General features: G+C 72.3%; 21 protein-coding genes. 10 read left to right on the top strand and 11 right to left on the bottom strand.

The window, feature by feature from the left end; translation table 11 throughout:
- Window positions 1-72 precede the first annotated feature (72 nt).
- Window positions 73-744, top strand: a complete 672-nt coding sequence (locus ACZ4Z3_RS10050; protein WP_468500523.1) for an RNA polymerase sigma factor — start codon at window positions 73-75, stop codon at window positions 742-744.
- Window positions 741-1,784, top strand: a complete 1,044-nt coding sequence (locus ACZ4Z3_RS10045; protein WP_468500522.1) for a CU044_5270 family protein — start codon at window positions 741-743, stop codon at window positions 1,782-1,784. The genes ACZ4Z3_RS10050 and ACZ4Z3_RS10045 overlap by 4 nt, the downstream gene beginning before the upstream one ends.
- A gap of 128 nt (window positions 1,785-1,912) precedes the next feature.
- On the opposite strand, the gene ACZ4Z3_RS10040 is transcribed toward ACZ4Z3_RS10045, so the two are convergent.
- Window positions 1,913-2,383, bottom strand: a complete 471-nt coding sequence (locus ACZ4Z3_RS10040; protein ID WP_468500521.1) for a DUF1266 domain-containing protein — start codon at window positions 2,381-2,383, stop codon at window positions 1,913-1,915.
- 95 nt (window positions 2,384-2,478) lie between these two features.
- Window positions 2,479-3,336: a hypothetical protein gene (locus ACZ4Z3_RS10035; RefSeq protein ID WP_468500520.1), complete on the bottom strand. Its 858-nt coding sequence runs from the start codon at window positions 3,334-3,336 to the stop codon at window positions 2,479-2,481.
- Window positions 3,337-3,469: 133 nt separating this feature from the next.
- On the opposite strand from ACZ4Z3_RS10035, the gene ACZ4Z3_RS10030 reads away from it, so the two are divergent.
- Both ACZ4Z3_RS10030 and ACZ4Z3_RS10025 read left to right on the top strand, forming a co-directional pair.
- Window positions 3,470-3,979, top strand: a complete 510-nt coding sequence (locus tag ACZ4Z3_RS10030; protein WP_107463384.1) for a SigE family RNA polymerase sigma factor — start codon at window positions 3,470-3,472, stop codon at window positions 3,977-3,979.
- Between the two features lie 90 nt (window positions 3,980-4,069).
- Window positions 4,070-5,329 (top strand): hypothetical protein, encoded by a 1,260-nt coding sequence (locus tag ACZ4Z3_RS10025; protein WP_468500519.1) that lies wholly within the window; start codon window positions 4,070-4,072, stop codon window positions 5,327-5,329.
- A gap of 40 nt (window positions 5,330-5,369) precedes the next feature.
- Here the strand turns inward: ACZ4Z3_RS10025 and ACZ4Z3_RS10020 are convergent, their stop codons facing one another.
- From ACZ4Z3_RS10020 to ACZ4Z3_RS10010, 3 genes are all read right to left on the bottom strand, one after another.
- Window positions 5,370-6,680 carry an Nramp family divalent metal transporter gene (locus ACZ4Z3_RS10020; protein ID WP_468500518.1) on the bottom strand — a complete coding sequence of 437 codons (1,311 nt, stop codon included), beginning with the start codon at window positions 6,678-6,680 and terminating at the stop codon, window positions 5,370-5,372.
- A 194-nt stretch (window positions 6,681-6,874) separates the two neighbouring features.
- A complete protein-coding gene (locus ACZ4Z3_RS10015) occupies window positions 6,875-7,285 on the bottom strand; it encodes an ATP-binding protein (protein ID WP_468500833.1) in 411 nt (136 codons plus the stop codon).
- 217 nt (window positions 7,286-7,502) lie between these two features.
- Entirely contained in the window at window positions 7,503-10,016 is a 2,514-nt protein-coding gene (locus ACZ4Z3_RS10010) for an ATP-binding protein (protein ID WP_468500832.1), read from the bottom strand.
- A 103-nt stretch (window positions 10,017-10,119) separates the two neighbouring features.
- Here ACZ4Z3_RS10010 and ACZ4Z3_RS10005 point away from each other — a divergent pair, with 103 nt between their 5' ends.
- Window positions 10,120-10,581: a hypothetical protein gene (locus ACZ4Z3_RS10005; RefSeq protein WP_468500517.1), complete on the top strand. Its 462-nt coding sequence runs from the start codon at window positions 10,120-10,122 to the stop codon at window positions 10,579-10,581.
- A 445-nt stretch (window positions 10,582-11,026) separates the two neighbouring features.
- On the top strand, window positions 11,027-12,400 hold the full coding sequence (locus ACZ4Z3_RS10000; RefSeq protein ID WP_468500516.1) for a M14 family metallopeptidase: 1,374 nt from the start codon (window positions 11,027-11,029) through the stop codon (window positions 12,398-12,400).
- A gap of 84 nt (window positions 12,401-12,484) precedes the next feature.
- Here the strand turns inward: ACZ4Z3_RS10000 and ACZ4Z3_RS09995 are convergent, their stop codons facing one another.
- From ACZ4Z3_RS09995 to ACZ4Z3_RS09980, 4 genes are all read right to left on the bottom strand, one after another.
- Window positions 12,485-13,195 (bottom strand): hypothetical protein, encoded by a 711-nt coding sequence (locus ACZ4Z3_RS09995; RefSeq protein WP_468500515.1) that lies wholly within the window; start codon window positions 13,193-13,195, stop codon window positions 12,485-12,487.
- 95 nt (window positions 13,196-13,290) lie between these two features.
- Window positions 13,291-13,701: a RidA family protein gene (locus ACZ4Z3_RS09990; protein WP_468500514.1), complete on the bottom strand. Its 411-nt coding sequence runs from the start codon at window positions 13,699-13,701 to the stop codon at window positions 13,291-13,293.
- Between the two features lie 150 nt (window positions 13,702-13,851).
- Window positions 13,852-14,631, bottom strand: a complete 780-nt coding sequence (locus tag ACZ4Z3_RS09985) for an IclR family transcriptional regulator (protein WP_468500513.1) — start codon at window positions 14,629-14,631, stop codon at window positions 13,852-13,854.
- On the bottom strand, window positions 14,628-16,043 hold the full coding sequence (locus ACZ4Z3_RS09980; protein ID WP_468500512.1) for a sugar kinase: 1,416 nt from the start codon (window positions 16,041-16,043) through the stop codon (window positions 14,628-14,630). The genes ACZ4Z3_RS09985 and ACZ4Z3_RS09980 overlap by 4 nt, the downstream gene beginning before the upstream one ends.
- A gap of 128 nt (window positions 16,044-16,171) precedes the next feature.
- Here ACZ4Z3_RS09980 and ACZ4Z3_RS09975 point away from each other — a divergent pair, with 128 nt between their 5' ends.
- The gene (locus ACZ4Z3_RS09975; protein ID WP_468500511.1) at window positions 16,172-17,446 is read left to right on the top strand and encodes an alanine racemase; all 1,275 of its coding nucleotides are present in this window, start codon (window positions 16,172-16,174) and stop codon (window positions 17,444-17,446) included.
- A 47-nt stretch (window positions 17,447-17,493) separates the two neighbouring features.
- Complete coding sequence (locus ACZ4Z3_RS09970) at window positions 17,494-19,116, top strand: N-acyl-D-amino-acid deacylase family protein (protein ID WP_468500510.1); 1,623 nt, start codon at window positions 17,494-17,496, stop codon at window positions 19,114-19,116.
- 34 nt (window positions 19,117-19,150) lie between these two features.
- Here the strand turns inward: ACZ4Z3_RS09970 and ACZ4Z3_RS09965 are convergent, their stop codons facing one another.
- Together ACZ4Z3_RS09965 and ACZ4Z3_RS09960 are read right to left on the bottom strand one after the other, a co-directional pair.
- On the bottom strand, window positions 19,151-20,083 hold the full coding sequence (locus ACZ4Z3_RS09965; protein ID WP_468500509.1) for a trypsin-like serine peptidase: 933 nt from the start codon (window positions 20,081-20,083) through the stop codon (window positions 19,151-19,153).
- Between the two features lie 581 nt (window positions 20,084-20,664).
- Window positions 20,665-21,459 carry a hypothetical protein gene (locus tag ACZ4Z3_RS09960; RefSeq protein ID WP_468500508.1) on the bottom strand — a complete coding sequence of 265 codons (795 nt, stop codon included), beginning with the start codon at window positions 21,457-21,459 and terminating at the stop codon, window positions 20,665-20,667.
- Window positions 21,460-21,686: 227 nt separating this feature from the next.
- Between ACZ4Z3_RS09960 and ACZ4Z3_RS09955 the strand changes: the two genes are divergently transcribed.
- Together ACZ4Z3_RS09955 and ACZ4Z3_RS09950 are read left to right on the top strand one after the other, a co-directional pair.
- Window positions 21,687-22,898, top strand: a complete 1,212-nt coding sequence (locus ACZ4Z3_RS09955; RefSeq protein WP_468500507.1) for a pyridoxal phosphate-dependent aminotransferase — start codon at window positions 21,687-21,689, stop codon at window positions 22,896-22,898.
- Between the two features lie 92 nt (window positions 22,899-22,990).
- Window positions 22,991-23,446, top strand: a complete 456-nt coding sequence (locus tag ACZ4Z3_RS09950; protein WP_468500506.1) for an SCO4983 family protein — start codon at window positions 22,991-22,993, stop codon at window positions 23,444-23,446.
- Window positions 23,447-23,686: the final 240 nt, after the last annotated feature.

Raw genomic sequence — 23,686 nt, 5'->3', positions numbered from 1 at the left:
TGGCGCACGTCACCGGAACCCGCCCCGTCCCGCGGAGAGGCAAGGGTGTGAGGTGGAAGAGGTGCATACGAGATGAGTGAGGTCGGCGACCCCGTGCGGGCGCGGATACGGGCCGGTGACCGGGCGGCGTTCTCCGAGGTCTACGACGCGTACGCGCGCGCCGTCTACAACCACGCCTACAGGCTCACCGGCGACTGGTCGACGGCCGAGGAGGTGATGGCGGACACCTTCCTCGACGCGTGGCGCACCCGGGAGCAGTTGGACCCGGACGGCGGTTCGCTCAAGCCGTGGCTGCTCGGCATGGCGACCAACAAGGCCCGCAACGCCAACCGGGGCCTCGGCCGCCGGCTGGCCTTCCTGGCCCGTCGCCCCGGCCCCGACCCGGTGGCCGACTTCGCCGACGAGACCGCCGGACGCGTCGACGACGCGCGCCGGCTCGCCGCCGTCCGCCAGGTGTACGGGCGGCTCAGGCGCGGCGAGCGGGAGGTGCTGGCGCTGTGCGTGTGGTCGGGGCTCGACTACGCGCAGGCGGCCGAGGCGCTGGGGGTGCCGGTCGGGACGGTCCGGTCACGGCTGTCGCGGGCGAGGGAGCGGCTGCGGCGGCTGACGGACGAGCGGCTGGGCGAGCAGCGCGGAAGATCCCTGACAAAGAGTGAGGAACCGGGGCGCCGCCGCGGAGAGGTAGAGGGTGAGGCCGCGTTCGCGGCCCTTCGACTCAAGGAGATTCAGGAGGGATCCCGATGAACGAGGAGCTGGCCCGACTGCTGCCGCCCCCGCCCGAGCGGGACGTTCCCCCTGGTCGCCTCTCCCACCACAAGGAACGCCTGATGCGACTCATCGACGAAGGCCGGCCCGACGCCGCCTCCACCACGCCCGCCGACCCGGCCGCCGCCGCTGCCGGCGGCCGGGACTCCGCCGTCCGCGGGTCCCGCCTGCGGAGGCCGCGCCCCGCGCTCTGGATGCCGGCCGCCGCGCTGACGCTGGCCGGGGCGCTGACCGCCGGGCTGGTCACGACCCTGGACTCCGGCCTCGGGGTGCGGACGTCCGACAAGGAGACCGCGGTCGTCCTGCTCGACCGGATCGCCGAGGTGGCCGCGGACACGGAGGTCACACCCGTACGCGACGACCAGTTCGTGTACGTCAAGAGCCTCTCGGCCGGAGCGGAGGCCAAGGACGAGAACAGTGTGTTCGTACCGGGGAAGCCGCACGAGGTGGAGGCGTGGCTGCCGCAGGAGCCCGGCCCCGTGAAGCAGGTGGCCCTGCACTACGAGAGCGGCGGCTACGTCCCGGTTCGGGAGCTGCTGCCGCCGGGGTCCCCGGGGACGCCCGCGGGCATCGACCGCCCCACGTACACGTGGCTGGCGTCGCTGCCGACCGACCCCGAGCGACTCCTCGACCGGCTCTCCCGCCTGACCAGGACCTTCGAGGGGCAGGAGAAGGACCAGGCCGTCTTCGACAAGATCGGTGAGCTGCTCGGCACGTCGGTCATGCCGTCGAGGACCGCCGCCGCGCTGTACGAGGCCGCCGCGAGGATCCCCGGGGTGACCCGGATCGAGAACGCGGTGGACCCGGCCGGACGGCACGGGGTGGGCATCCGCCGCGTCGACGGGCACGCCGACTGGGCCACCGAGTGGATCTTCGACCGGCACAGCCTGGAGTACATCGGCCGGCGGAGCTATCTGACGGCCGACGGGCCGATGGGCAAGAAGGGGACGGTCATGGACGAGTCGGCGGTGCTGGAGCGGGCCGTCGTCGACAAGTGGCGGGAGCGGCCGGGCGCATAGCCGGTGGGGCCACGAGGGGGCCTGCCCGTCTCGGCGGCGGCCCCCGATGCCGGTCGGCCCCTCTGAGCGCCGTCGACCCCTCTGAGCGCCGTCGGTTCGTCCGGGCGATCGGCGGCAGTCGTCGGTGCTCAGCGGAAGGGGATGTTGAGCCAGGGGCTGCCGGGGTCGGACATCAGGATGCGGTGGGCGGCGACCATCTCCGTGTACCAGTCGCCGAACTCCTCGTCGTCGAAGTGCAGACAGCGACCGAGGATGTATCCGGCGGAGAAGTCCCGCCACGACCGGTACTCGACGGCCGCCGCGCGCCCGGCCCGCACGACCGCGGCCTCCGCCTCCTTCAGCGTCCCGAACCGGGCGCCGAGTCCCCAGCGGGCCATCTTCGAGGCCCGGCCGAGGTCCCAGGCCTCGACAGAGGTGACGTACCGGTTCTCGTCGAGGATCCCGTCGGCGCGCATCCGGGCCTCGTACCGGGTGATGCGCCCGATGAGCCGCCGGACCCCCTCGACGTGGGCCTCGGTCTCGACCTCGGGAAGCGGGTCGTTCCTGGTGACTCCGTCGGGGCCGAGGGTGAGCGACCCTCCGGCCTTGGCGCGCAGCACCTTCTCGGCGCTCTGCTTCCAGTAGCCGACGTCGACCAGCCCGCCGAAGTCCCGCGCTATGCCTTCCGCGGGAAACCAAAAGGGTTCAGTGGGCGCTAGCCCATCGGCCGGTAGTAGCCCAGTACGTGGGCCAGGTGGGGGAACCACTCGTGGAGGCGGGTTCGGGGTTTGGCCTCGACCGTGCACTCGAAGAAGCTGCCGTCCAGGTGGACCACCGCGACCATGAGGGCCTTGCCGTTGGGGCTCGCCTTGTAGTGGACGCTGCGGATCTCGGACCACGGGAAGTCGACGGAGACTCCGTGGTCCTCGAAGGCCACGCCTGACACGTCGATGACGATGGAGTTGTGGCGGTCGACCGCCAGGAACTCCGGGCCCGTGGAATCGGGGCCCGCCGGTGCCGCCCCGGAGGTAGGGGGTGCGTACGGGTGGGGCGGCTGGGGCTGCGGCGGTTGTGGGTAGGGGTGTGCCTGCGGCGCGTACGGCTGGGGTGCGTACTGCTGTGGCTGGGGCGGCTGACCGTACGGCTGCGGGGGTTGGGTGTACGGCTGCGAGGGCTGCCCGTACGGCTGGGGTGGTTGGGCGTACGGCTGCGGCGGCTGGGCGTAGGGCTGTTGCGGGTACGGGTACGCGTACCCCTGCTGCGGTTGCCCGTACGGCTGTGGGGCCGGCGCACCGTACGGCTGCGGCGCCGCTCCCGGCGGTGGTGGTGGCGGGCCGAAGCCCTGGGACGGTGTCTGTGCCGGCGCGGGCTGGGTCTGGCCGGCCGGAGGCTCCGGGGCCGGCGCGGGCGCGGGAGTCGTCTGCTCCCCCGGCTGCCCTCCCGGCGGTGCCCACGGCTGACCCTGCCGCTGCGGCTCAGGCTCCGGCTGCCCGTGCGGCTCCGGTCGTCCCTGCTCCTCAGCCTGCCGCTCCGGTCTCGGCGTCGGCTCGTGGCCCTGTTCCGGCTGGTCCATGGGTGTTCGTCCTTCTGCCCCGTCGGTGTGACTCGTACCGCACCGTATCCCTCTGCCTTCGGTGAAACATTCCCCGGGGGTCACCGCATCAAAGGAGTGACAGGCCGACGAGCCCGGCAGGGGGAAGCCAGAGATGAGATCAGTCCGCGCGGACGAGTACCAGGAGTTCGCGGCGGCGCGCGCGGGGCATCTGTACCGGTCCGCGTGTCTGCTCACCGGCGGGGACACACACCTCGCCGAGGACCTCGTGCAGGAGACCCTCGGGCGGTTGTACGTGAAGTGGGGGCGGGTACGGCGGGCCGACAACCCCGCCGGGTACGCGCAGACCGTGCTGACCAGGGTGTTCCTCGCCCATCAGCGGCGGCGCAGCAGCAGGGAGCGGGCCACCGATGTGATTCCGGACGTGCCCGCGTCGCCCGGTTCCGACTCCTCGCTGCGGCTCACGCTCGTGGAGGCGCTCGCCCAACTGCCCGCCAAGGACCGGGCCGTGGTGGTCCTGCGGTACTGGGAGGACCGGTCCATCGAGGAGACCGCGGCGGCGATGAACGCCAGTTCGGCGGCGGTACGGACGCGCTGCGTCCGCGCCCTCGCCCGGCTTCGTGTCCTCCTTGGGGACGGCATCGGTGAGTACGTCACTCCCTGAGGCCCCGGGCCCCCACCCCTCCCAGGTCCACCACACCTCCAGTTCGGCCCCAGAGACTCCCCCCTTCAGCCACAGAAACGGCGGTGCGCCATGCCCGTAGACCAGCGTCAGCAGCAGGACGACCGCTTCGAGGGCCGGATCGGTGACGCCCTGCGCCGAGCCGGGGACTCCTTCGTCGCCGACGGGCAAACACTCGTCGCCGGTGGCGCCGCACGCGGCCGTCGGCTGCTGTTCCGGCGGCGGGCGGCGGTGCTCGGCGGGGTGGCGGGGATCGCGCTCGTCGGGGTGGGCGGCGCGCTGCTGCCGGGCGGCGGGGGCGGCCCCGACGGCACGTCGTCCGTGGCCGCCTCGGACGCGCCGCGGGACGACGACGGGAAGGTGTCCGGCACCGATCTCGTCCGTACGCTCAAGCGCCTGATGCCGGAAGGGGAGTTCAGCGACGCGCAGGGCCGCGGCACGGGCGCGAAGGAGGGGCCGTACGCGCGGGTCGTGTACGACGACGGCAAGGGCGCGGCGGCCGTACAGGTCGGGCTCTCGCGGATCGATCCGGGCAGCGACGAGGCCTTTCACGCGACACAGTGCCCGGACACCAACCAGAGCAACTTCGACGCCTGCCGCTCGAACAAGCTGGAGGACGGCTCGACGCTCATGGTCCACCAGGGGTACACGTTCGCGGGCCGACGGGAGAACACGAGGCTCTGGCTCGCCAACCTGGTGACGCCGCAGGGCTACTTCGTGACCGTCTCGGAGTGGAACGCGCCCCTCGAGAAGGGCGCCCCGGTCACCCGGAAGGCACCGCCCCTGCGCGAGTCCGAGCTGGCGGAGATCGCGACGCACCCGTACTGGATCAAGGCCATCGAGGCGATGCCGGACGACCGGACCGAGCGCTCGCCGAGCACCGACCCCTCCCCCGGATCCGCCGAACCGCCACTGGTCGGCGATGACGCGATCCGGGCGACGCTGGTCAGGCTCGTGCCGAAGGATGTCAAGGTCGTCCTCGACGGCACCGAGCACACCGGCTTCGTGTATGCCGTCCTCGACGACGGCAAGGGGCGCAGCCTGGTGCAGGCGAACGTGCAGCTGGGCGGTCCGACCTCGCTGTTCGGGCCCGACGCCGAGACCCTGCCCGACGGGACGAAGGTCGTCACCCGGCAGGGGCCCGGCGAGAAGGGCGGCGAGGGCGTCGTGATGTGGACCGTGGAAGCGCTCCGGCCCGACGGCACCCGTGTCGCGGTCAGTGCCTTCAACTCCGGGGCCCAGCACACCGCCGCGACCCGCGCCACCCCCGCCCTCACCATGGCCCAGCTCAAGGCCATCGCCACCAGCGAAGAGTGGGCCGGGATCGGCTGATCACCGGCCGGCGCCCTCGCCCCGTGCCGCTTCGCCGCGGTCAGAAGAAGTCCGCCCAGTTCTGGTCCCAGATCTGCTTCACGCACAGCACCAGGAACAGCAGGCCCGCGATCACCAGCATCGCGTTGCTCACCATCCCGTTGCGCCACTCGCGGGGTGTGCGGGAGGAGTTGAGGAGCCAGACGAGGGTGGCGGCGAGGAAGGGCAGGAAGGCCGCGCCGAGGACGCCGTAGAGGATGATCAGGCGGAACGGCTGGCCCTGGAAGAGCAGGACGATGGGCGGGAAGGTCAGCCAGAGCAGATACGCGCGGAACGGCCACGACCGTTCGCGCTCGCCGGAGGCGACCTGCTCGCCCTTCACCGCGCCCTTCTTCCGGTAGCGGGCGACGAAGTCGGCGAACATCAGGCTCACACCGTGCCAGACGCCGATGAGGGAGGTGTACGAGGTGGCGAAGAAGCCGATCAGGAAGAACTTGGCGGTGGCCGGGCCGTACTCGTCCTCCAGGATGCCGCCGAGCTGGATGAGCCCCTTGTCGCCGCTGGCGATGGCGATGTTCGCGGAGTGCAGCAGTTCCGCGCCGACGAAGAGCATCGCGATGACGAAGATGCCGGTCGTGGCGTACGCGACCCGGTTGTCGAGGCGCATGATCCTCATCCAGCCGGCGTCGGTCCATCCCTTGGCGTTGACCCAGTAGCCGTACGCGGCCAGCGTGATGGTGCCGCCGACGCCGCCGATGAGACCGAGGGTGTTGAGGACGGAGTCCTTCTCGTCGGGCAGGACGGGGAGAAGGCCCGCGAACGCCTCGGGGAGGTTCGGGGTGACCCGGATCGCCAGATAGACCGTCACCACGAACATGACGCCGACGAGGACAGTCATGACCTTCTCGAAGACGGCGTACTTGTTGAACCAGACGAAGACCAGCCCGGACAGGCCGCACAGGATGGCCCACCATTCGAGGTCCATGACGTCCGGGAACAGCGCCTGCAGGGGCAGGGCGCTGGACGACATGGCGGCCGCGCCGTACGCGAAGCCCCAGATCACCACGTAGACGACGAAGAACCACGTCGTCCAGCGGCCGAGGCTGGCCCAGCCGTCGAAGAGGGTGCGGCCGGTGGCCAGGTGCCAGCGGCCGGCGGCCTCGGCGAGGGAGATCTTGACGAGGCAGCCGATGACGGCCGCCCACAGCAGGGTGTAGCCGAAGTTGCTGCCGGCGATCAGGGTCGCCACGAGGTCGCCGGCGCCGACGCCGGTCGCGGCGACGACGATGCCGGGGCCGATGTACTTCCAACTGGACTTGCGCGGGGCCGATGTCGCTCCCCCGGTAGCTGTGTTGTCCGTGGTGTCAGCCATGCGGATCAAGAAAGCGTAAAGCCGGGGCGGGCACAAGAGGGCGTGCGGTGAAGGAAAACGGGGGGTTGCCGGGGTCGCGGAGGCGGTGGGAGAGGGCCGTGACGTGGAACGGGCCCCGGCGGCTGGACCAGCCGCCGGGGCCCGGGCTGTGGTTCAGGGGCGGCTGACGAGGCCGCTGCCCGGAACTCCGCGGGCTACGCCGGCTGTCGCCGACCACAGCCGGCGGACCCGCACGTGCCGAGCTCGAACCACACGGTCTTGCCCGGCCCGTCCTGGTGGCAGCCCCAGCGCCCGGCGAGCGCCTCCACCAGGAACATCCCTCTGCCGCTCTCCGATATCTCCGTGACCCGTCGCACCCGGGGCGGGCGCCCGTCGGTGTCCGACACCTCGCAGCGCAGGACGCCGTGCGCCGCGGTCAGCGTCAGCTTCAGACGGCTCTCCGCGTGCACCAGGGCGTTGGTGACGAGTTCGCTCACCAGCAGCTCCGCGACATCGGTCTGGTCGAGCAGTCCCCATCCCTCCAACTGCCTGCGGACCTCCGCGCGTGCCTCTGCCGCGGCGGTCGGACGGGGGTCGTACTCGACACTCAGATGACCCGCTCCCATGGAGGGTTGGAAGTACGAGGCGAAGTGGGGGCCGGAATCCGGAAGGAGACCCCCGGAGAGTTGCAGCATGCTTCCAGGGTTGCCCCACCGGGGGTACGGCACACGGGGAGGATTACCCGTTTCCCTGTGTGCATATACCTGCTTCACGCCCCAGTACGTCCGTAATTGCCGCCGTACAAGGCTGATGGGCATGTACGAACCCATACAGGGGTAACGTTCAGGACCGCTCCGCGGCGAAGCCCTGGGTGGTGGCCCAGGCGGCGATCTGGCTGCGGTTGTGGAAGCCGAGCTTGCCGAGGATCCGCTCGACATGGCCCTCGGCGGTACGGCGGGCGATGACCAGGCGGTCCGCGATCTGCTGGTTGGCGAGTCCCTCCGCCACGAGCAGGGCGACCTCGGTCTCCCGGGCGGTGAGCGGCACCGGGGTCTCGGGCACGGTCTGCGGGGGCTCCTGCTGGAGCGCGTACGACACCAGCTCGTCGAGGCCCAGGGTGCCGCCACGCCGGTACGCCCGCTCGAACGGGCCCCGGCCGAGGGACCGGCGCAGGAGGGCCTCGCTGTCCCGGCGGGCGGTGCGTTCGCCGTCCCGGTTGCCCGAACTCCCCGGGCCCGACCGCAGGTTGGCCGCCCGGAGGCGGTCCGTGCCGCCGAGGAGGACGGCGGCACGTTCGCGGGCGCCGAGGGCGGTGGTGATGTCGATCAGCAGGTCGAGGGAGAGGGCGACCCCGACCACGTCATGGAGCGCGAGCCCGCGGCGCAGCGCCTCACGGGCGTGCGACTCGGCGCGGTGCCACTGCTTCCGCGCAGTGTACGCGTGCGCCAGGGCCCGCAGCGCGGACGACCGCACCCAGTCCTCACCGTGCCGTTCACAGCGCCGCAGGGTCTGCTCGCAGAGCGCCACGGCACGGTCGGTCTGTGCCAAGGGGACGAGGGCGTGGGCGAGTTGCACCTGTTCCAGCGCGGCGAGGGCCGGCAGGTGGCCGGTGGCGGGGACACCGGCGAGGACGGAGTCGTAGTGGGCTACGGCACCGGTGGGGTCGCCGCCGGACAGCAGGGTCAGGCCGAGGACGTACTCGGCGTGGGCGGCTTCGGCGGGGGCGGACTGTGTCGCCGCCGGGCGGCGGAGGTCGGGGGTGAGGTCGAGGGCCAGTTCGCGGGATTCCGCGGCCAGTTGGCGGGCTCGGGAGGTGTCCTCGCCTGCGGCGGTCAGGAGGAGGGCCGCGGCCCACAGGGCGCGGGCGCGTTCGAGGGTCGGCTCGGGGTTGGCGTCCAGGGCGCGCTCCAGCCAGTGCAGGCCCTCGCCCGGTGCCCCGCCGGCGTACCAGTGGAACCAGAGGCCGCCCGCGAGCCGCAGCCCGGCCAGGGCCTCGCCGGCGGTGGTGAGGCTGAACTCGAGCGCCGTACGCAGGTTGTCCTGGTCGGCGCGGAGCCGCGCGGCGATCTCCCGCTGGCCCGGCCCGAACCAGGCCCGCTCGTACGCCGCCACCCGACGCTGCGTCCAGTCGCGGTGGCGGCGCCGGGCGTCGGCCTCCGCCCCCGGGGTGCGGCGCAGCAGGTCGAGGCCGTAGTGGCGAAGGCCGTCGAGGAGGCGGTAGCGGACGGTGCCGCTCCAGTGCTCCTCGCGGGTCAGCACGGACTTGTCGACGAGCCCGGCGACGGCTTCGAGGACGTCGTACGGGGTGCGGAGGGAGGGGGCGGCATCGGTGTCAGGGCTGGGGACGGGGCCGGGGACGGGGCCGGGGTCCAAGTCTTTGTCCGCACCCGGGTGCGCGCTCACGCTCGCGCCGCCCTTGCTGGTGTCCGTCTCGGCGTCCGCGCACACGCTTTCCGCGGTCTCCAGGTCGAAGCTGCCGGTCAGGACGGAGGCACGGGCCCAGACGGAGCGCTCCCCGGGGGTGCAGAGGTCATGACTCCAGTCGACGGCCGCGCGCAGCGTCCGGTGGCGCGGCTGGACTCCGGGGCCCGAGGCGGCGAGGAGGCGGTAACGGTCGTCGAGGCGTTCCAGGAGTTGGTCGACCCCGAGGACGCGCAGCCGGACGGCGGCGAGTTCGATGGCGAGCGGGAGGCCGTCGAGGCGGTGGCAGAGACGGGCGACGGACGCGCGGTTCGCCGGGGAGAGCGTGAAGCCCGGGACCACGGCGGCGGCACGGTCGGCGAACAGGGCGAGCGCCGGGTGCGCGGCGGGGTCGGAGAGGTCGCCGTCGGGGTCGGGCACCGGGAGGGGGCGAACCTCCAGGAGGTGTTCCTCGGTGAGTGCCAGACGGTGACGGCTCGTGGCGAGGATCCGGACGCCGGTGGTGCCGCGCAGCAAAGCGGCGACGAGGTCGGCGCAGGCGGGCAGCAGGTGTTCGCAGTTGTCGAGGACCAGGAGGAGACGACGGTCGCGTACGTGCCGGACGATCGCGTCGAGCGGGGCGAGCGAGGGGAGCGGATCGGGCAGACCGAGCGCCTCGGCGGCTGCCGCGAGCACCAGGGCTGGGTCGTGCAGATCGGAGAGGTGGACGAGGCGGACGCCGTCCGGGAAGGCCCGCTCCGCCCGGGCGGCGAGCCGGCACGCCAGCCGCGTCTTCCCCACACCGCCGGGTCCGGTGAGCGTGACCAGCCGACTGCGGGTCAGCAGGCGGCGTCCTTCGGCGAGTTCATGGTGCCGGTCGACGAAGGAGGTCGTCTCTACGGGGAGGGGGGCCGGGGTGGGGATGGAGGCTGGGGTGGGAGGGGGAGCTGCGGACAGGGCGGGACCGGGGGCGGAGGCGAGAGCCGGGGGTGCGGGGGGTGGCGTACGGGGGGTGCTGGGCGGGCGGGTCCCGTTGGGGGCGCGGGTCCCGTTGGGCGCTGTGGACACCACGGAGGAGGCGCCGGAGCTCCCGGAGGCGCTGGACGCGCTCGGTGCTCTCAGGGCGCGGGGGGCGCCCGGTGGGGCGGGTGCAAGCGGCGTGCGCGGCGCGTTCGGTGAGGTGGGCGTGGGCGGGGCGGTCGGTGGACGGCGGGTGATCGGCGTGCTCGGGACAGCCGCCGTACGGGACGCGCCCGGCGCCCGCGACGTACTCGCCGGATGCGACGCACCCGGCGTCCGCGAGGTGCTCGCCGTTCGCGACGGGCTCGCCGTTCGCGACGCGCCCGGTCTGCGCGGCGCACCCGGGGGCGTCGACGTGGTGCGCGGTGCCGTCGGCACGCGTGTGGGTCCCTGCGCGCTCGGTGTGTCGAGCGCGCCCGGCGTGTCCGGCGCGCTCGGCTTGTTCCGTTCCCGGCGTGGCGCTGATCCGCTCATGATCAGCCAGTCCTCTGGAGTGAGTTGAGGGGGTTGCCGGAGTGTGGGGCTCCTTTTGCGCGGCTTCCCACTGTCGCCGCGTTCGCACGGCATCGCACCCATAGTTCACCCCTGCGGGTGCACTCTTGCGCGGTGGAGGCGGAGTCGCGCTTCCGCACGCGTACACTGCGCGACTTTCAGGGGCGCGGGAGCGGTGTCGCGCCACCGGCGCGTGAGCCCGGCGCCCTCGACCTGGCCGTTCGCGCCCCAACCCCGGCCATTTGGCGGCCCCTTCCGGCCACGCGACCCCGGCACACACACCGGCCACTCTTGACCTGGTCATGCCAGAGCCGCACCATGAGCGCCACACCCGCACCAGGGCCCGACGATCACCTCGTTGTCATCGGCGGGCCCGAGGCACGTCGCACGGATCCACCCCCCGCTCCACTCCCCACTCCGGAGACCCCGGAATTCCTGGAGAAAGTAGGAGACTCATGCGACTCCGCATTCGCGGCAGATCAGCGGTGCCCGACGGCACGGGCAGGAGATCGGGCCGCCGCACCGCCGCCCTCGTCGGCCTGCTGGCGATGGCCCTCGCGGCGCCGGTCGCCGCGACCACCACGGACGCGACGGCGACCAGCGCCGAACGCCCGAAGGCCTCGGCGGACGACATCCGCCAGTACGAGGTCCACATGCACTCGGACGTCAAGTCCCGCACGGCACTCCAGAAGGCCGGTGTCTCGGTGGACGACGCCGACGACCACTCGGTCTTCGTCTCGGGCCGCGCGGACCAGATCAAGAAGCTCAAGCAGCAGGGCTACGAGGTCACCCCGCTCGGCGCCGTCCCGGACCGGTCGAAGGGCGAGGACGACGTACGCCTCTTCGACTTCCCGTCCGCCGACTCCCGCTACCACAACTACGCGGAGATGACGAACGAGATCAACTCCGTGGTCGCGGCGAACAGTTCGATCGTCAGCCAGCGGGTCATCGGCACCTCCTACCAGGGCCGGAACATCGTCGCCATCAAGATCAGCGACAACGTCGGCACCGACGAGGCCGAGCCCGAGGTGCTGTTCACCCACCACCAGCACGCCCGCGAGCACCTCACCGTCGAGATGGCGCTCTACCTCCTGAACGAGCTGACCTCCGACTACGGCACCGACTCCCGCGTCACCAACATGGTGAACAACCGCGAGATCTGGATCATCCCGGACCTCAACCCGGACGGCGGCGAGTACGACGTGGCCACCGGCTCGTACCGCTCGTGGCGCAAGAACCGCCAGCCCAACAGCGGTTCGTCGGCCGTCGGCACCGACCTCAACCGCAACTGGAACTACCGCTGGGGCTGCTGCGGCGGTTCGTCCGGGTCGACGTCCTCGGAGACGTACCGGGGTCCGTCCGCCGAGTCCGCGCCCGAGGTGAAGGTCGTCGCGAACTTCGTCCGCAGCCGTGTCGTCGGCGGGGCGCAGCAGATCAAGACCGCCATCGACTTCCACACGTACAGCGAGCTGGTGCTGTGGCCCTTCGGGTACACGACCGCGAACACGACGACCGGGATGACGGCCGACGACCGCAACGCCTTCGCGGCGGTCGGCGAGAAGATGGCCGCGAGCAACGGGTACACGCCCGAGCAGTCCAGTGACCTGTACATCACCGACGGGTCGATCGACGACTGGCTGTGGGGCAACCAGAAGATCTTCGGCTACACCTTCGAGATGTACCCGTCGTCCGCCGGCGGGGGCGGCTTCTACCCGCCCGACGAGGTGATCGCCCGGGAGACCGCGCGCAACCGGGACGCCGTGCTGCAACTGCTGGAGAACTCGGACTGCATGTACCGGTCCATCGGCAAGGAGGCGCAGTACTGCTAGCGACGGGTCGGTAGTGAGCGTGGGGAACTGCGGGCCCGCTGTGGCCGGCCGCGCAGTTCCCCGTGCCGCTCATGGTCGCGCGCGCTATTTGTCCGCGCTCTCGTCGGCGTCCCGCTTCGCGGTGCCCTCGGGATCGGCCGGGTCGTCCGCCGTCGCGGGCTCGGCCGAGTCCTTCTTTTCGCTGTCGCCGTCCTCGAAGTACGCGTCCAGGACCTCGTCGATCCGGGTCTCCCACGCGGCGTGCTCGGACTTGGCCTTCGCCTCGATCTCGATGGGGTACCAGCGGCGGTCCGGGGTGTGGACCGTGATGGTGAACCGCTTCCCGAAGCGGGGGGACTCCGTCTCGATCGCGCCGATCTCGTCCCAGCGGAACTCGCACGCCTGGTCGTCGAGCTGGAGCCGTACGCCCCTGTGGTCGGCGACGATCCTCGCGCGGCGGTCGGCGGCCTCGAAGACGGGGCCCTTGACGGCCTCCTCGTCCTCGACGGCCCCGGCGTCGGCCTTCGCGTCGGGCTCGCTGCCGGCCTTCGCGTCGGACTCGTCGTCGGCCTTCGCGTCGGCCTCGCCGTCCGGTTCGGCCGCGGTCTTCCTCACCGCGGCGGGGCCATCGGCCGGGACAGCCTCGTCCGCATCCACGGTCTCCGCCTGCTCGGCGGATTCCGTCGGCTTGATGTCCTCCGGCTCCTCCTGCTTCTCCTTCGTCACGGACACGGGTGCCGTGAGTCCGGGGATGTGCGACGGGTCGACCGCGGCGGCGGCCAGGGGCTGGCTGTTCGAACCAATGCGCTGCTCCACAGCGGGCAGTATGGTCGACGATCCTGTGCGGGGAACAGTCGGCCCGCCATATGTCCGCATCTGCGGCCCGACAAGGGGGCGCGCGGGGTGGTTCGTCAGGCGTCCAGTACCGCCAGCGCGTCGATTTCGATCAGGAGGCCCGGCGGGAGGCCCATGTAGACCGTGGTGCGGGCCGGGGGCGCCACGGTGAGGTGTTCCTCGAAGTACGCGTTGTAGAGCGCGTTCATCTCGGCGAAGTGGTCCACGTCCGTGAGGTAGACGCGGATCATCATCACGTCGTCCCAGGTGGCGCCGCCCTCCTCCAGGACCGCCTTGACGTTGGCGAGGGTCTGGAGGGTCTGTTCGCGCAGCGTGGGGCCCGCGGGGGTGGGGGGCTGTCCCTCCACTGCGGGGAGGAAGCCGACCTGGCCGGCGACCTGGAGGATGTTGCCCTTGCGTACCCCGTGGGAGAACTTCGCGGGCGGGGCGGCGTGGGTCTTCGGGGTCAGGGCGATCTTCTCGGTCATGGTGGGGGTCCTTGTCGGTCGGAGGGGGGCCTTTGGGGGGCGGGTCTGTCGTGGGGGTTCGAAGAGGGTCCGGCGTGGGGTTCGGACGGGGCCCGTCGTCGGGTTCAGGCGGGGCCCGTCGTCGGGTTCAGGCGGGGTCCGTCGTCGGGTTCAGGCGGGGTCGTCGGGTTCAGGCGGGGTCGTCGTCGGGGTTCTGCCGGAGTACTCGCCGCTGATCGCGTCCGCCGTGCGGCGTACCAGGGGGAGCAGGGTGAGGAGTTCGTCGGCGGTGACCACGACGTTGGGGGCGGAGAGCGACATCGCGGCGACCACCCGGCCGTCGGCGCCCCGGACGGGGGCGGCCACGCAGTTGATGGACTCCTCGTGGCCGCCGAGGTCGGTGGCCCAGCCCTGTTCGCGGACCTTCGCCAGCTCCTTCAGGAACGCCGCGGCGTTGGGGGTCGAACGGGACGTGTACATGGGGTAGTCGAGCTTCTCCACGCGGGCCCGGCGCTCGGCTTCGGGGAGGTCGGCGAGGCACAGCTTGGCGACGGCGGCGACCGTGATGGCGACCGGTTTGCCGATGCGGGAGTACATGCGGACCGGGTAGCGGCTCTCCACCTTGTCGATGTAGAGGACCTCGTTCTCCTCGTACACGGCGAGGTGGACGGTGTGGCCGCACTGTTCGTTGAGGCGTACGAGGTGAGGATGGGCGATCTCGCGGATGTCGAGGTTCTCCACGGCCTCCTGGGCGAGGGCGAAGAGGCGGGCGCCGAGGCGGTAGCGGTGGTCGGACTGGCGGTAGACGAGGCCGTGCTCGTGGAGGGTGCGCAGGAGGCGCAGGGCCGTGGACTTGTGGACGCCGAGGCGGTCGGCGACCTGGCCGAGGTCGGCCGGGCCCTCGGCGAGCAGCGGCAGGATGCTGAGCGCGCGGTCGACGGTCTGGCTCATGTGGTGCGTACCTCCTCGTCGGCGCCGTCCGGTGCCTCTGTCCAGCCGGGGGCGAGTCGAAGTGTCCCCCAGGTGTCGTCGTCCAGGGCGGCGAGGTGGTCGGCGTGGTGGCGGATCGGTGGGGTGCCGAGGTCGCCGGGGGTGGTGAGGGCTGCGGCGGCCATGAGGTGGCCGTGGCGGAGGCGGGTCTTGGCGGGTAGGCCGCGGAGGGTGGCGGAGAGGAAGCCGGCGGCGAAGGCGTCGCCTGCGCCTATGGGGGATACGACGGTCACGTGGGGGGACGGAACGAAGGTGGTGGTGTCGGGGCGTTCGGGTGCGGGTCGGGCGCGCGGGGTGTGGGGGTGGGTCGGGGGCGCGCCGGGGGGTGTCCGTCCTCGGAACGGCGCGGAATCGGTTTCTCGGGAAGTGGGACCCGTTGACGCGCCAACCGCTGCGGGCGGACACCCCCCGACACACCCCCTCACGTCCGTTCGCGGCTGACCCGCCGCGGGGGCTTGCGCCACCCCGGCGACGGGCCCCGACTCGTCCGCATGCGGCTCACCCGCCGCGGAGGCTAGCGCCGCCCCGGTGACGGGCGCCGACTCGTCCGTACGCGACAGGCCCGCCGCGGGGGCCTGCGCCGCCCCGGTGACGGGACCCGACTCGTCCGTCCGCGGCTGGGCCGCTTCGCGTTCGAAGACGGTGGCTCCTTGGGCGCCCTGTTTCACCACCAGGGTGGTGGGTTCCGGGAGGGCTGCCCGGATTGCTTGGGGGCCGCCCGTGAGGCCCCAGGTCTCCTCTGCCTCGTCCTCGCCCACGAAGACCAGGTCGGCTCGGCGGGCCAGGTCGAGGAGGACCTGGGGGGCGTCTTCGTGGGGCCAGAGGCCGGGGCGGTGGTTGACGTCGAAGGAGATGAGGGGGCGGTCGGGATGGGGGGCCGTCAGGTCCTGGAGGAGGGACAGGCAGGACGGGGAGAGCGCGGCCGTGATGCCGGAGAGGTGGAGGACGCGGGCGGCGCGGGCCGCCGGCAGGTCCGTGTTGTCGGTGGTCATCGCGGACGCCGCCGAACCCTGGCGGTAGTACGCCACCTCGTGCGCGTCGGTCGCGCGGTCCGCGGCCGTGCGGAAGTAGACGCCGGTGGGGCGGGCCGGGTCGCGGCGCACGGAGGTGACGTCGACGCCGTGCGCCGCGATCGTTTCGAGGAGGTGGTCGCCGAAGCCGTCCGCGCCCACGCGGCTGACCCAGCGGGTGGTGTGGCCGGTGGCGGCGAGGGCGCAGAGGACGTTGGACTCGGCTCCGCCGATGGCGCGTTCGAAGGAGGGGACGTCGGCGAGGCGGCCGGGGCGGGTGGGCAGGAAGGTCACCATGGACTCGCCGAGCGCGACGACGTCGACGACGTCGGGTGCGGCCTTGGAGAAACCGTCGGCGGTCACGGTGGGGGCTCCTCGACAGGGGGCGGGGGCACCGTTGACCCGGTGCTCGCTGGGATGTTAGACAGCCGTGAGCGATATATGCAATGAGTGTTGCAGCTGCTGCAACGGTGCCTTTCAGGGAGGGTCTCATGGGTGTCGAAGCGCTCGCTCGTCTCGCCGCCGAACGCGTCGACCACCGTTTCAAGGGCCTCCCTCCGGACGCCGACGGGCTGAGCGTGGAGGAGCTGGCCGGGCAGCGCCGGAACCTGTTCACCGGCGGGTTCACCACTCCCGTGCTCGCCCTGTCCGCCGAGCGGCTGGAGCACAACCTGGCCCTGATGGAGGCGTACTCCGAGCGGCACGGGCTGGCCTTCGCGCCGCACGGGAAGACGTCGATGGCGCCGCAACTGTTCTGGCGGCAGATCGAGCGGGGGGCGTGGGGCATCACCCTCGCTGTGCCGCACCAGGTGCGGGTCGCGCGGGAGTTCGGAATCGAGCGGGTGTTCCTCGCCAACGAGGTGGTGGACCCGGCGGCGTTGCGGTGGATCGCCGCCGAGCTGGCCGCCGATCCGTCGTTCCGGCTCGTCTGTTACGTGGACTCCGTGCGCGGCGTGGAGCTGATGGACGCGGCGCTGCGGGGCTCGGCGCGCCCGCTGGACGTGGTGCTGGAGTTCGCCGCGGGCGACGGCGCGCGGACCGGGGTCCGTACGGAGGCGGAGGGCGCGGCGGTCGCGGACGCCGTGGCCGGGGTGGAGACGCTCCGGCTGGTGGGCGTGGCCGGGTACGAGGGCGAGGTGCCCGACGCGACTTTGGGGCGGGTGGGCGACTGGCTGCGGCGGCTCGTCGCCCTGGCCGTCGACTTCGACAGGGCGGGACGGTTCGCGGGGCTGGAGGAGATCGTCGTCAGCGCCGGCGGCAGCGCCTGGTTCGACGCGGTGGCGGAGGTGTTCGACGAGATCCCCGAGCTGACGGCGCCCGTGCTGAAGCTGCTGCGGTCCGGGGCGTACGTATCGCACGACGCCGGGCACTACCGGCGTCTGACCCCGTTCAACCGGGTACCCGAGGAGGGTGCCCTGGAGCCCGCGTTCCGGCTCTGGGCCCAGGTCGTCTCCCGCCCCTCCCCCGAGCAGGCCTTCGCGAACGCCGGCAAGCGGGACGCCGCGTACGACCTCGATCTGCCGACGGTGGAGGTGGTGCGGGACGCCGCGTCGGGCGAGGTGCGGGACGCGGGCGACGGCATCGCCGTGACGGGCCTGTCCGATCAGCACGCCTGGCTGCGCACGCGGGCGGGGGCGGACGTGTCGGTCGGGGACTGGGTCGGGCTGGGTCTGTCCCATCCGTGCACGTCGTTCGACAAGTGGAAGCTGATCCCGGTGGTGGAGGCGGACGGGACGGTCGTGGACTACGTCCGCACCTACTTCTGAGGGTCGGCCGGACTCTCCCGCTCCCCGCTCCCCGAAAGGTGGCAGACATGGACGACGTCGTCCTGCGTGACGCCGAGGTCGTCGACGGGTCCGGCGGCCCCTCCTACCGCGCCGACGTGGTCGTGTCGGGCGGCAGGATCACCTCGATCGTCCAGGAGGCCGCGGCGGCCGGGTGCCAGCGGCCGTCCGCCCGGCGGGAGCTGGACGTCGAGGGGCTGGTCCTCGCGCCCGGCTTCGTCGACATGCACGCCCACAGCGACCTCGCCCTGCTGCGCGACCCCGAGCACACCGCGAAGCTGGCGCAGGGGGTGACCCTGGAGGTCATCGGACAGGACGGGCTGTCGTACGCGCCCGTCGACGACCGGACCCTCGAAGAGGTGCGGCGGGCGATCACCGGCTGGAACGGCTACGGCGAGGACATCGACTTCACCTGGCGTTCGGTCGGCGGGTACCTGGACCGCCTCGACCACGGCTTCGACAGCGAGGGCATCGCCGTGAACGCCGCGTACCTCGTCCCGCAGGGCACCGTGCGGATGCTCGCCATGGGGTGGGAGAACCGGGGGGCCACACCTCAAGAGCTGGATCGTATGCGGGAGTTGGTCGCGGACGGGCTGCGCGAGGGCGCCGTCGGCATGTCGTCGGGGCTGACGTACACGCCGGGCATGTACGCCGAGGACGCGGAGCTCACCGAGCTGTGCCGGGTGGTCGCCGAGTACGGCGGCTACTACTGCCCGCACCACCGCTCGTACGGGGCGGGCGCGCTCCGGGCGTACGAGGAGATGATCGCCCTCACGCGCGAGGCCGGCTGCGCCCTCCATCTCGCCCACGCCACCATGAACTTCGGCGTGAACAAGGGGCGCGCCCCCGAGCTGCTCGCGCTCCTCGACGACGCGCTCGCCGCCGGCGCCGACATCACCCTCGACACCTACCCCTACACCCCCGGCTGCACGACCCTCGTGGCGCTGCTGCCCAGTTGGGCGGGCGAGGGCGGCCCGGAGGCGGTCCTGGCGAGACTGGAGGACGACGACACCGCCGCACGCGTCCGGCACGAGCTGGAGGTCGTCGGCGCCGACGGCTGCCACGGGGTGCCCGTCGCGTGGGACACCGTCGAGATCTCGGGGGTCGCCGACCCGGCGCTGGCGTCGTACGTCGGCCGGACGGTCCAGGAGTCCGCCGACACGCGCGGCGAGGACCCGTGGGTCACCGCGCGGCGGCTGCTCGTCGAGGACCGGCTGGGGTCGACGATCCTGCAGCACGTGGGCCACGAGGAGAACGTACGGGCGATCATGCGGCACCGGGTGCACACCGGCGGCTCGGACGGCATCCTGCGCGGCGCCAAGCCGCACCCACGCGCGTACGGCACGTTCCCGCACTATCTGGGCCGGTACGTACGGGAGTTGGGGGTGCTGTCCCTGGAGGAGTGCGTCGCCCACCTCACCTCGCGCCCCGCCGCCCGGCTGGGCCTGCCCGACCGGGGGCTGGTCCGCGAGGGGTACCGCGCCGACCTCGTCCTCTTCGACCCGGCGACGGTCGCCGCCGGCTCGACGTACGAGGCGCCGCGCACCCCGCCCACCGGCATCCCGTACGTCCTCGTCGACGGCCGTTTCGCGATCGAGGACGGTCGGCGGACGGACGTCCTGGCAGGGCGGGCGGTCCGCCGCGCCCGCTGAGAGGGCGCGGCGTCACGATGACTGCCCTGGGGCGTTACGGCCTGGGGAGTATGCAGCCGCTGCGGGTCAGGTCGAGCTTGCTGTCGACGCCGAAGCAGGCCGGGACGTGCCAGGTCTGCTGCCCGTAGTTGATGCCCTCGCGGACGGTGACGGTCCCGTTCGCGTCGACCTCGCACGGGTTGTTGTCGGTGCAGCGCCCGCCGTCCTCGTTGCCCGTGTTGTTGACGGCCACGACCTTGCCGGTGGCGTTGTCGAGCACCGGCGAGCCGGAGGTGCCGCCGATCGTCTTGCAGGCGGAGGTGTAGCGGACCGAGTCCTTCCAGGTCCACACGCCTTCCTTGAGGCGGTACGCGTAGCCGTCGACGTCGCAGGCGTACGTCCGCTTCCAGTAGCCGGAGACGACGGTGATGTCGGTGCCCACGGCCGGGCGGGCCGTGTCGAAGACCAGCGCGTTGATCCCGTACGAGGACTTGATCTGCCCGTACGTGGTGGTCAGCCGGTACAGCGCCATGTCCGTGTCGGTCATGGTGCCGTACACGATCCGGTTGGCGCGGAGGGTGGCGACGCGGGTGCCCGCCGAGTTGAGGAGGCCGAAGGAGCGGGTCGAGGCCCGGTCGACGAGGACCTCACCGGGGTTGGGGAAGCCGGTCTCCAGGCAGTGGCCGTTGGTCATCACCAGGGCCGGGTCGTCGTCCTCGGCGTCCGGCATCCGCACGACCGAGCCGGAGCAGTTGCTGAGCGAGACGGTGCCCGCGAAGTTCACGGCCTGGACCGCGGAGTCGGCCGGAGCCACCCGGGACGCGGCGTCGGCCACGGCCTTGTTCGCCGCGACCACGACACTGCCGACCGCCGTCTTCACGGTCCCCGTCGCGGGCTCCGGCGCGGCCTGGGGTGCCGCGACCGCCGGTGCCGCGCCTGCCCCGGTGATCACCAGGGCGAACAGCGCGGCAACGAGAGGCTTTCTCATGTGGGGGTCCCTCTCTTGCTACGTGAGTGACAGGAGATCTTCCGGCCACCGCAGTTTGTCATGCGCATTGTGAGGGCGGTGTGACGACCGAGCAAGGACTTGGTTCCGGCCGGATGCGGTTCGGCCAGGGGGATGGCGGGAGGTGGCGGGGGTTCGGGCGGGGATGCGGTGATGTGGGGTGGGGGGCGTCTCGGTCGCCGGTAAGACGGTCGCCGGTAAGGCAGTTGCCGGTAAGACGGTCATTGAAAGGCAGTTGCCGGCAGGCGGTCGTTGGTGAGGCAGTTGGGCGTCCACCGGGTCGACACGCAGGCGGCAGGCGGCAGGCGGCAGGCGGCAGGCGGCAGGCGGCAGGCGGCAGGCGGCAGGCGGCAGGCGGCAGGCGGCAGGCGGCAGGCGGGGATCAGGGCTTCAGTCGCGGGCGTTACAACGGGCAAGGGTGGGGCGGTTTTTGTGGATACGTCAGCCGCGACCCTTGGCCCCGTGGGGCGCACCCCTGCCCCATGGGGCACACCCGATACACCACATCCCTCCCGGTCGCCCCCCTGCGGCGCCGCCCGAGCCGACGAGCTCGACCCGACCGTCTACCTCGGCCCCTTCGTCGCGCCCTGCCCCCGGCCCTGGTTGCCGCCGGAGTTGCCTCGGCCCGGGGCGGTCGTCTGGGAGGGCTGGGTGGGGGCGGTGGTGGAGCGTGTGGGCGTCGGGGTGGGGGCCGTGGTCTCGGAGCCGGTGGCGGACGGGGACGGTTCCGCGGAGGTCTCGGTCGGGGAGGCGGACGGCGATGCCGGCTCCGTCGTGGCGGAGGACGCTTGGGCCGACGGCGTGGCCGCTCCCCCGCCGCCGGACCGGCCGCCCGCCGGGGAGGACTCCTTGGTCGCCGGACCGCTCGGTCCCTCCTCGTCCGAGGAGCCGACACCCGCGAGTCCCGCCGCCACGGCACCCAGGATCACGGCCGCGGCGACCCCGCCCGCGATCAGGGCCCCGCGCCGCCGGGCGCGGCGGCGGCCGAGCGTGGCCCGACGGCCGCCGGACGGCCGGGCGCGACGTCCGCCGGGGTCCACGCCACCGAGGGGGGACGGACCGTCCGGTGCGTACCGGGCGGCCTGCCCGTCCGCTCCGGCCGCGTACGCCACGTCGGCCGCAGCCGCACCCGCTGACCCGGCCGCCCCAGAGGCGGGCGGGGTGCCCGTTGCGCCAACGGTCCCCCGGAGGTCGTCGAGCACGACCGCGTCCAGCTGCACGGTGTCGTCGTAGGCGTTCTGCCAGCCGTGGGCGGCGGCGGGGTCGGGGAAGGCCTCGTAGGCGGGCGCCGCGTCGGGGTCGCCGAGCGGGTGGTAGACGTTCGGCGGCTCCTGGGCGGTCTCACCGTCCCGATCCACACCGCTCACCCCGTTCGCCCCGTTCACCCGATTCGCCCCATTCATCGTTTTTTCTTCTCTTCATCTCGCGTGCCCTGAAACCGTGTGGGGGGCGGTCGGACCTGGGGGCGGATTCTAGGGAGGAGTGGCGCTCAGGGACAGCGGAGGAACATTTCGCCGCATAGCGGCGGTCTCACGTGGTGGAAAACACGACCCACGAGCCGTTACCGGGTCGTAAGCTCACGGACATGCAGGTGATCCAGTCGACCAAGCTCGCCAACGTCTGTTACGAGATCCGGGGCCCGGTGCTCGAGGAGGCGATGCGGCTGGAGGCTGCCGGTCACCGCATCCTCAAGCTGAACACGGGCAATCCGGCCGCCTTCGGCTTCGAATGCCCGCCGGAGATCCTGGAGGACATCCTCCGCAATGTGTCGTCCGCCCATGGCTACGGCGACGCGAAGGGCCTCCTGGCGGCGCGCCGCGCGGTCGTCATGCACAACCAGACCCTCGGCATCGAGACGGACGTCGAACACGTCTTCATCGGCAACGGCGTCTCCGAGCTGATCGTCATGGCGATGCAGGGCCTGCTCGACGACGGCGACGAGGTGCTCGTACCGGCCCCGGACTATCCGCTGTGGACGGCGGCGGTCTCGCTGTCCGGCGGCACGGCGGTGCACTACCGCTGCGACGAGCAGGCCGACTGGATGCCGGACCTCGCGGACATCGAGCGCAAGGTCACCGACCGTACCAAGGCGATCGTCATCATCAACCCCAACAACCCGACGGGCGCGGTGTACGACGAGGCGATGATCCGGGGGCTGACGGACATCGCGCGCCGCCACAACCTCCTCGTCTGCTCGGACGAGATCTACGACAAGATCCTCTACGACGGCGCCACGCACACCCCGACCGCCTCGGTGGCCCCGGACCTGCTGACGCTGACCTTCAACGGCATGTCGAAGGCGTACCGGGTCGCGGGCTACCGCGTCGGATGGATGTCGATCTCCGGCCCGCGCGCGCACGCCGACTCCTACATCGAGGGTCTGACGATCCTGGCGAACATGCGGCTGTGCGCCAACATGCCGGGGCAGCACGGCGTGGTCGCCGCGCTCAGCGGACGCCAGACGATCAACGACCTGGTGCTGCCGGGCGGGCGCCTGAAGGAGCAACGGGACGTCGCGTACGAGCTGCTGACGCAGATCCCCGGGGTGTCGTGCGTGAAGCCGAAGGGGGCGCTGTATCTGTTCCCGCGGCTCGACCCCGACGTCTTCAAGATCAAGGACGACCGGCGGATGGTCCTCGACCTGCTCCGCCAGGAGAAGATCATGGTCGTCCAGGGCACCGGCTTCAACTGGCCCGAGCCGGATCACTTCCGTGTGGTGACCCTGCCGACCGTGGCCGATCTGAGGTCGGCGATCACCCGGATCGGGAACTTCCTGGACGGGTACGGCCAGCCGTGAGGCACACCTCAGGAAGACTTCCGGACCTCGCTCAACTTTAGACGTAATCTAATGTAGGCTGGTTCTCCGAGAGCGAGCTTGGAGGCCATCCCATGTACGAGCCGATCCGCACCAAGTCGGTCCACACGATGGCCGCGACGACCTCGCCCGACTTCCCGCACCGTTCGCGCGAGGAGGAGCTGGACATCCAGCTCGCCGGCCATCTGGCCGCCCTGCTCGCGACGACGGACGAGCTCCGTGCGCTCACCCCCACCGCCGACCTCGACACGGCCGCCGAGCGGCTGTCCGAGCAGGTGGCCCGGCTGCGCGGCGGCCTTCCGCCCGTCCGCTCCTCCGCGTCGGCCGGCGGACGCGACCGGGATGCCGCCGGGCTCCACCGGCGCGCCCACACCCTCGCCGGGCGCGCCCTCGTCGTGGCCGCCTCCCGCGCCGACACCGCGGCCGCGATCCTGGCCGCCGAGCGCATGGACGCCCACGCCGCCGCCGAGCGCGTCGACGCCCGCACCTCCGCCGAGCCTCTCGCCGACCGCGAGCTGGCCTCCCACTGACGTAGGGCCCGGCACACCCCCGAGCCGACGGCACACCCCCGAGCCCCGGCTCGCCCCAGACGGCCCCGGTCCGCGTGCACCCGCAGCGACGCGCGGACCGGGCGCCACAAGCCTCCGGCCCCAACCCCGTGACCGCCCCGCCACGCAGCCCCAGCCCCCGCACCACGACCGCTCCGCCACACGCCCCGCACACCGCGCGGCAGCCTCGCCCCTGCGGACCTCCCCGACCCCCAAGGGCGA

Source organism: Streptomyces sp. NPDC030296 (assembly GCF_055572815.1).
This window is presented reverse-complemented; position numbering and strand designations above follow the sequence as displayed.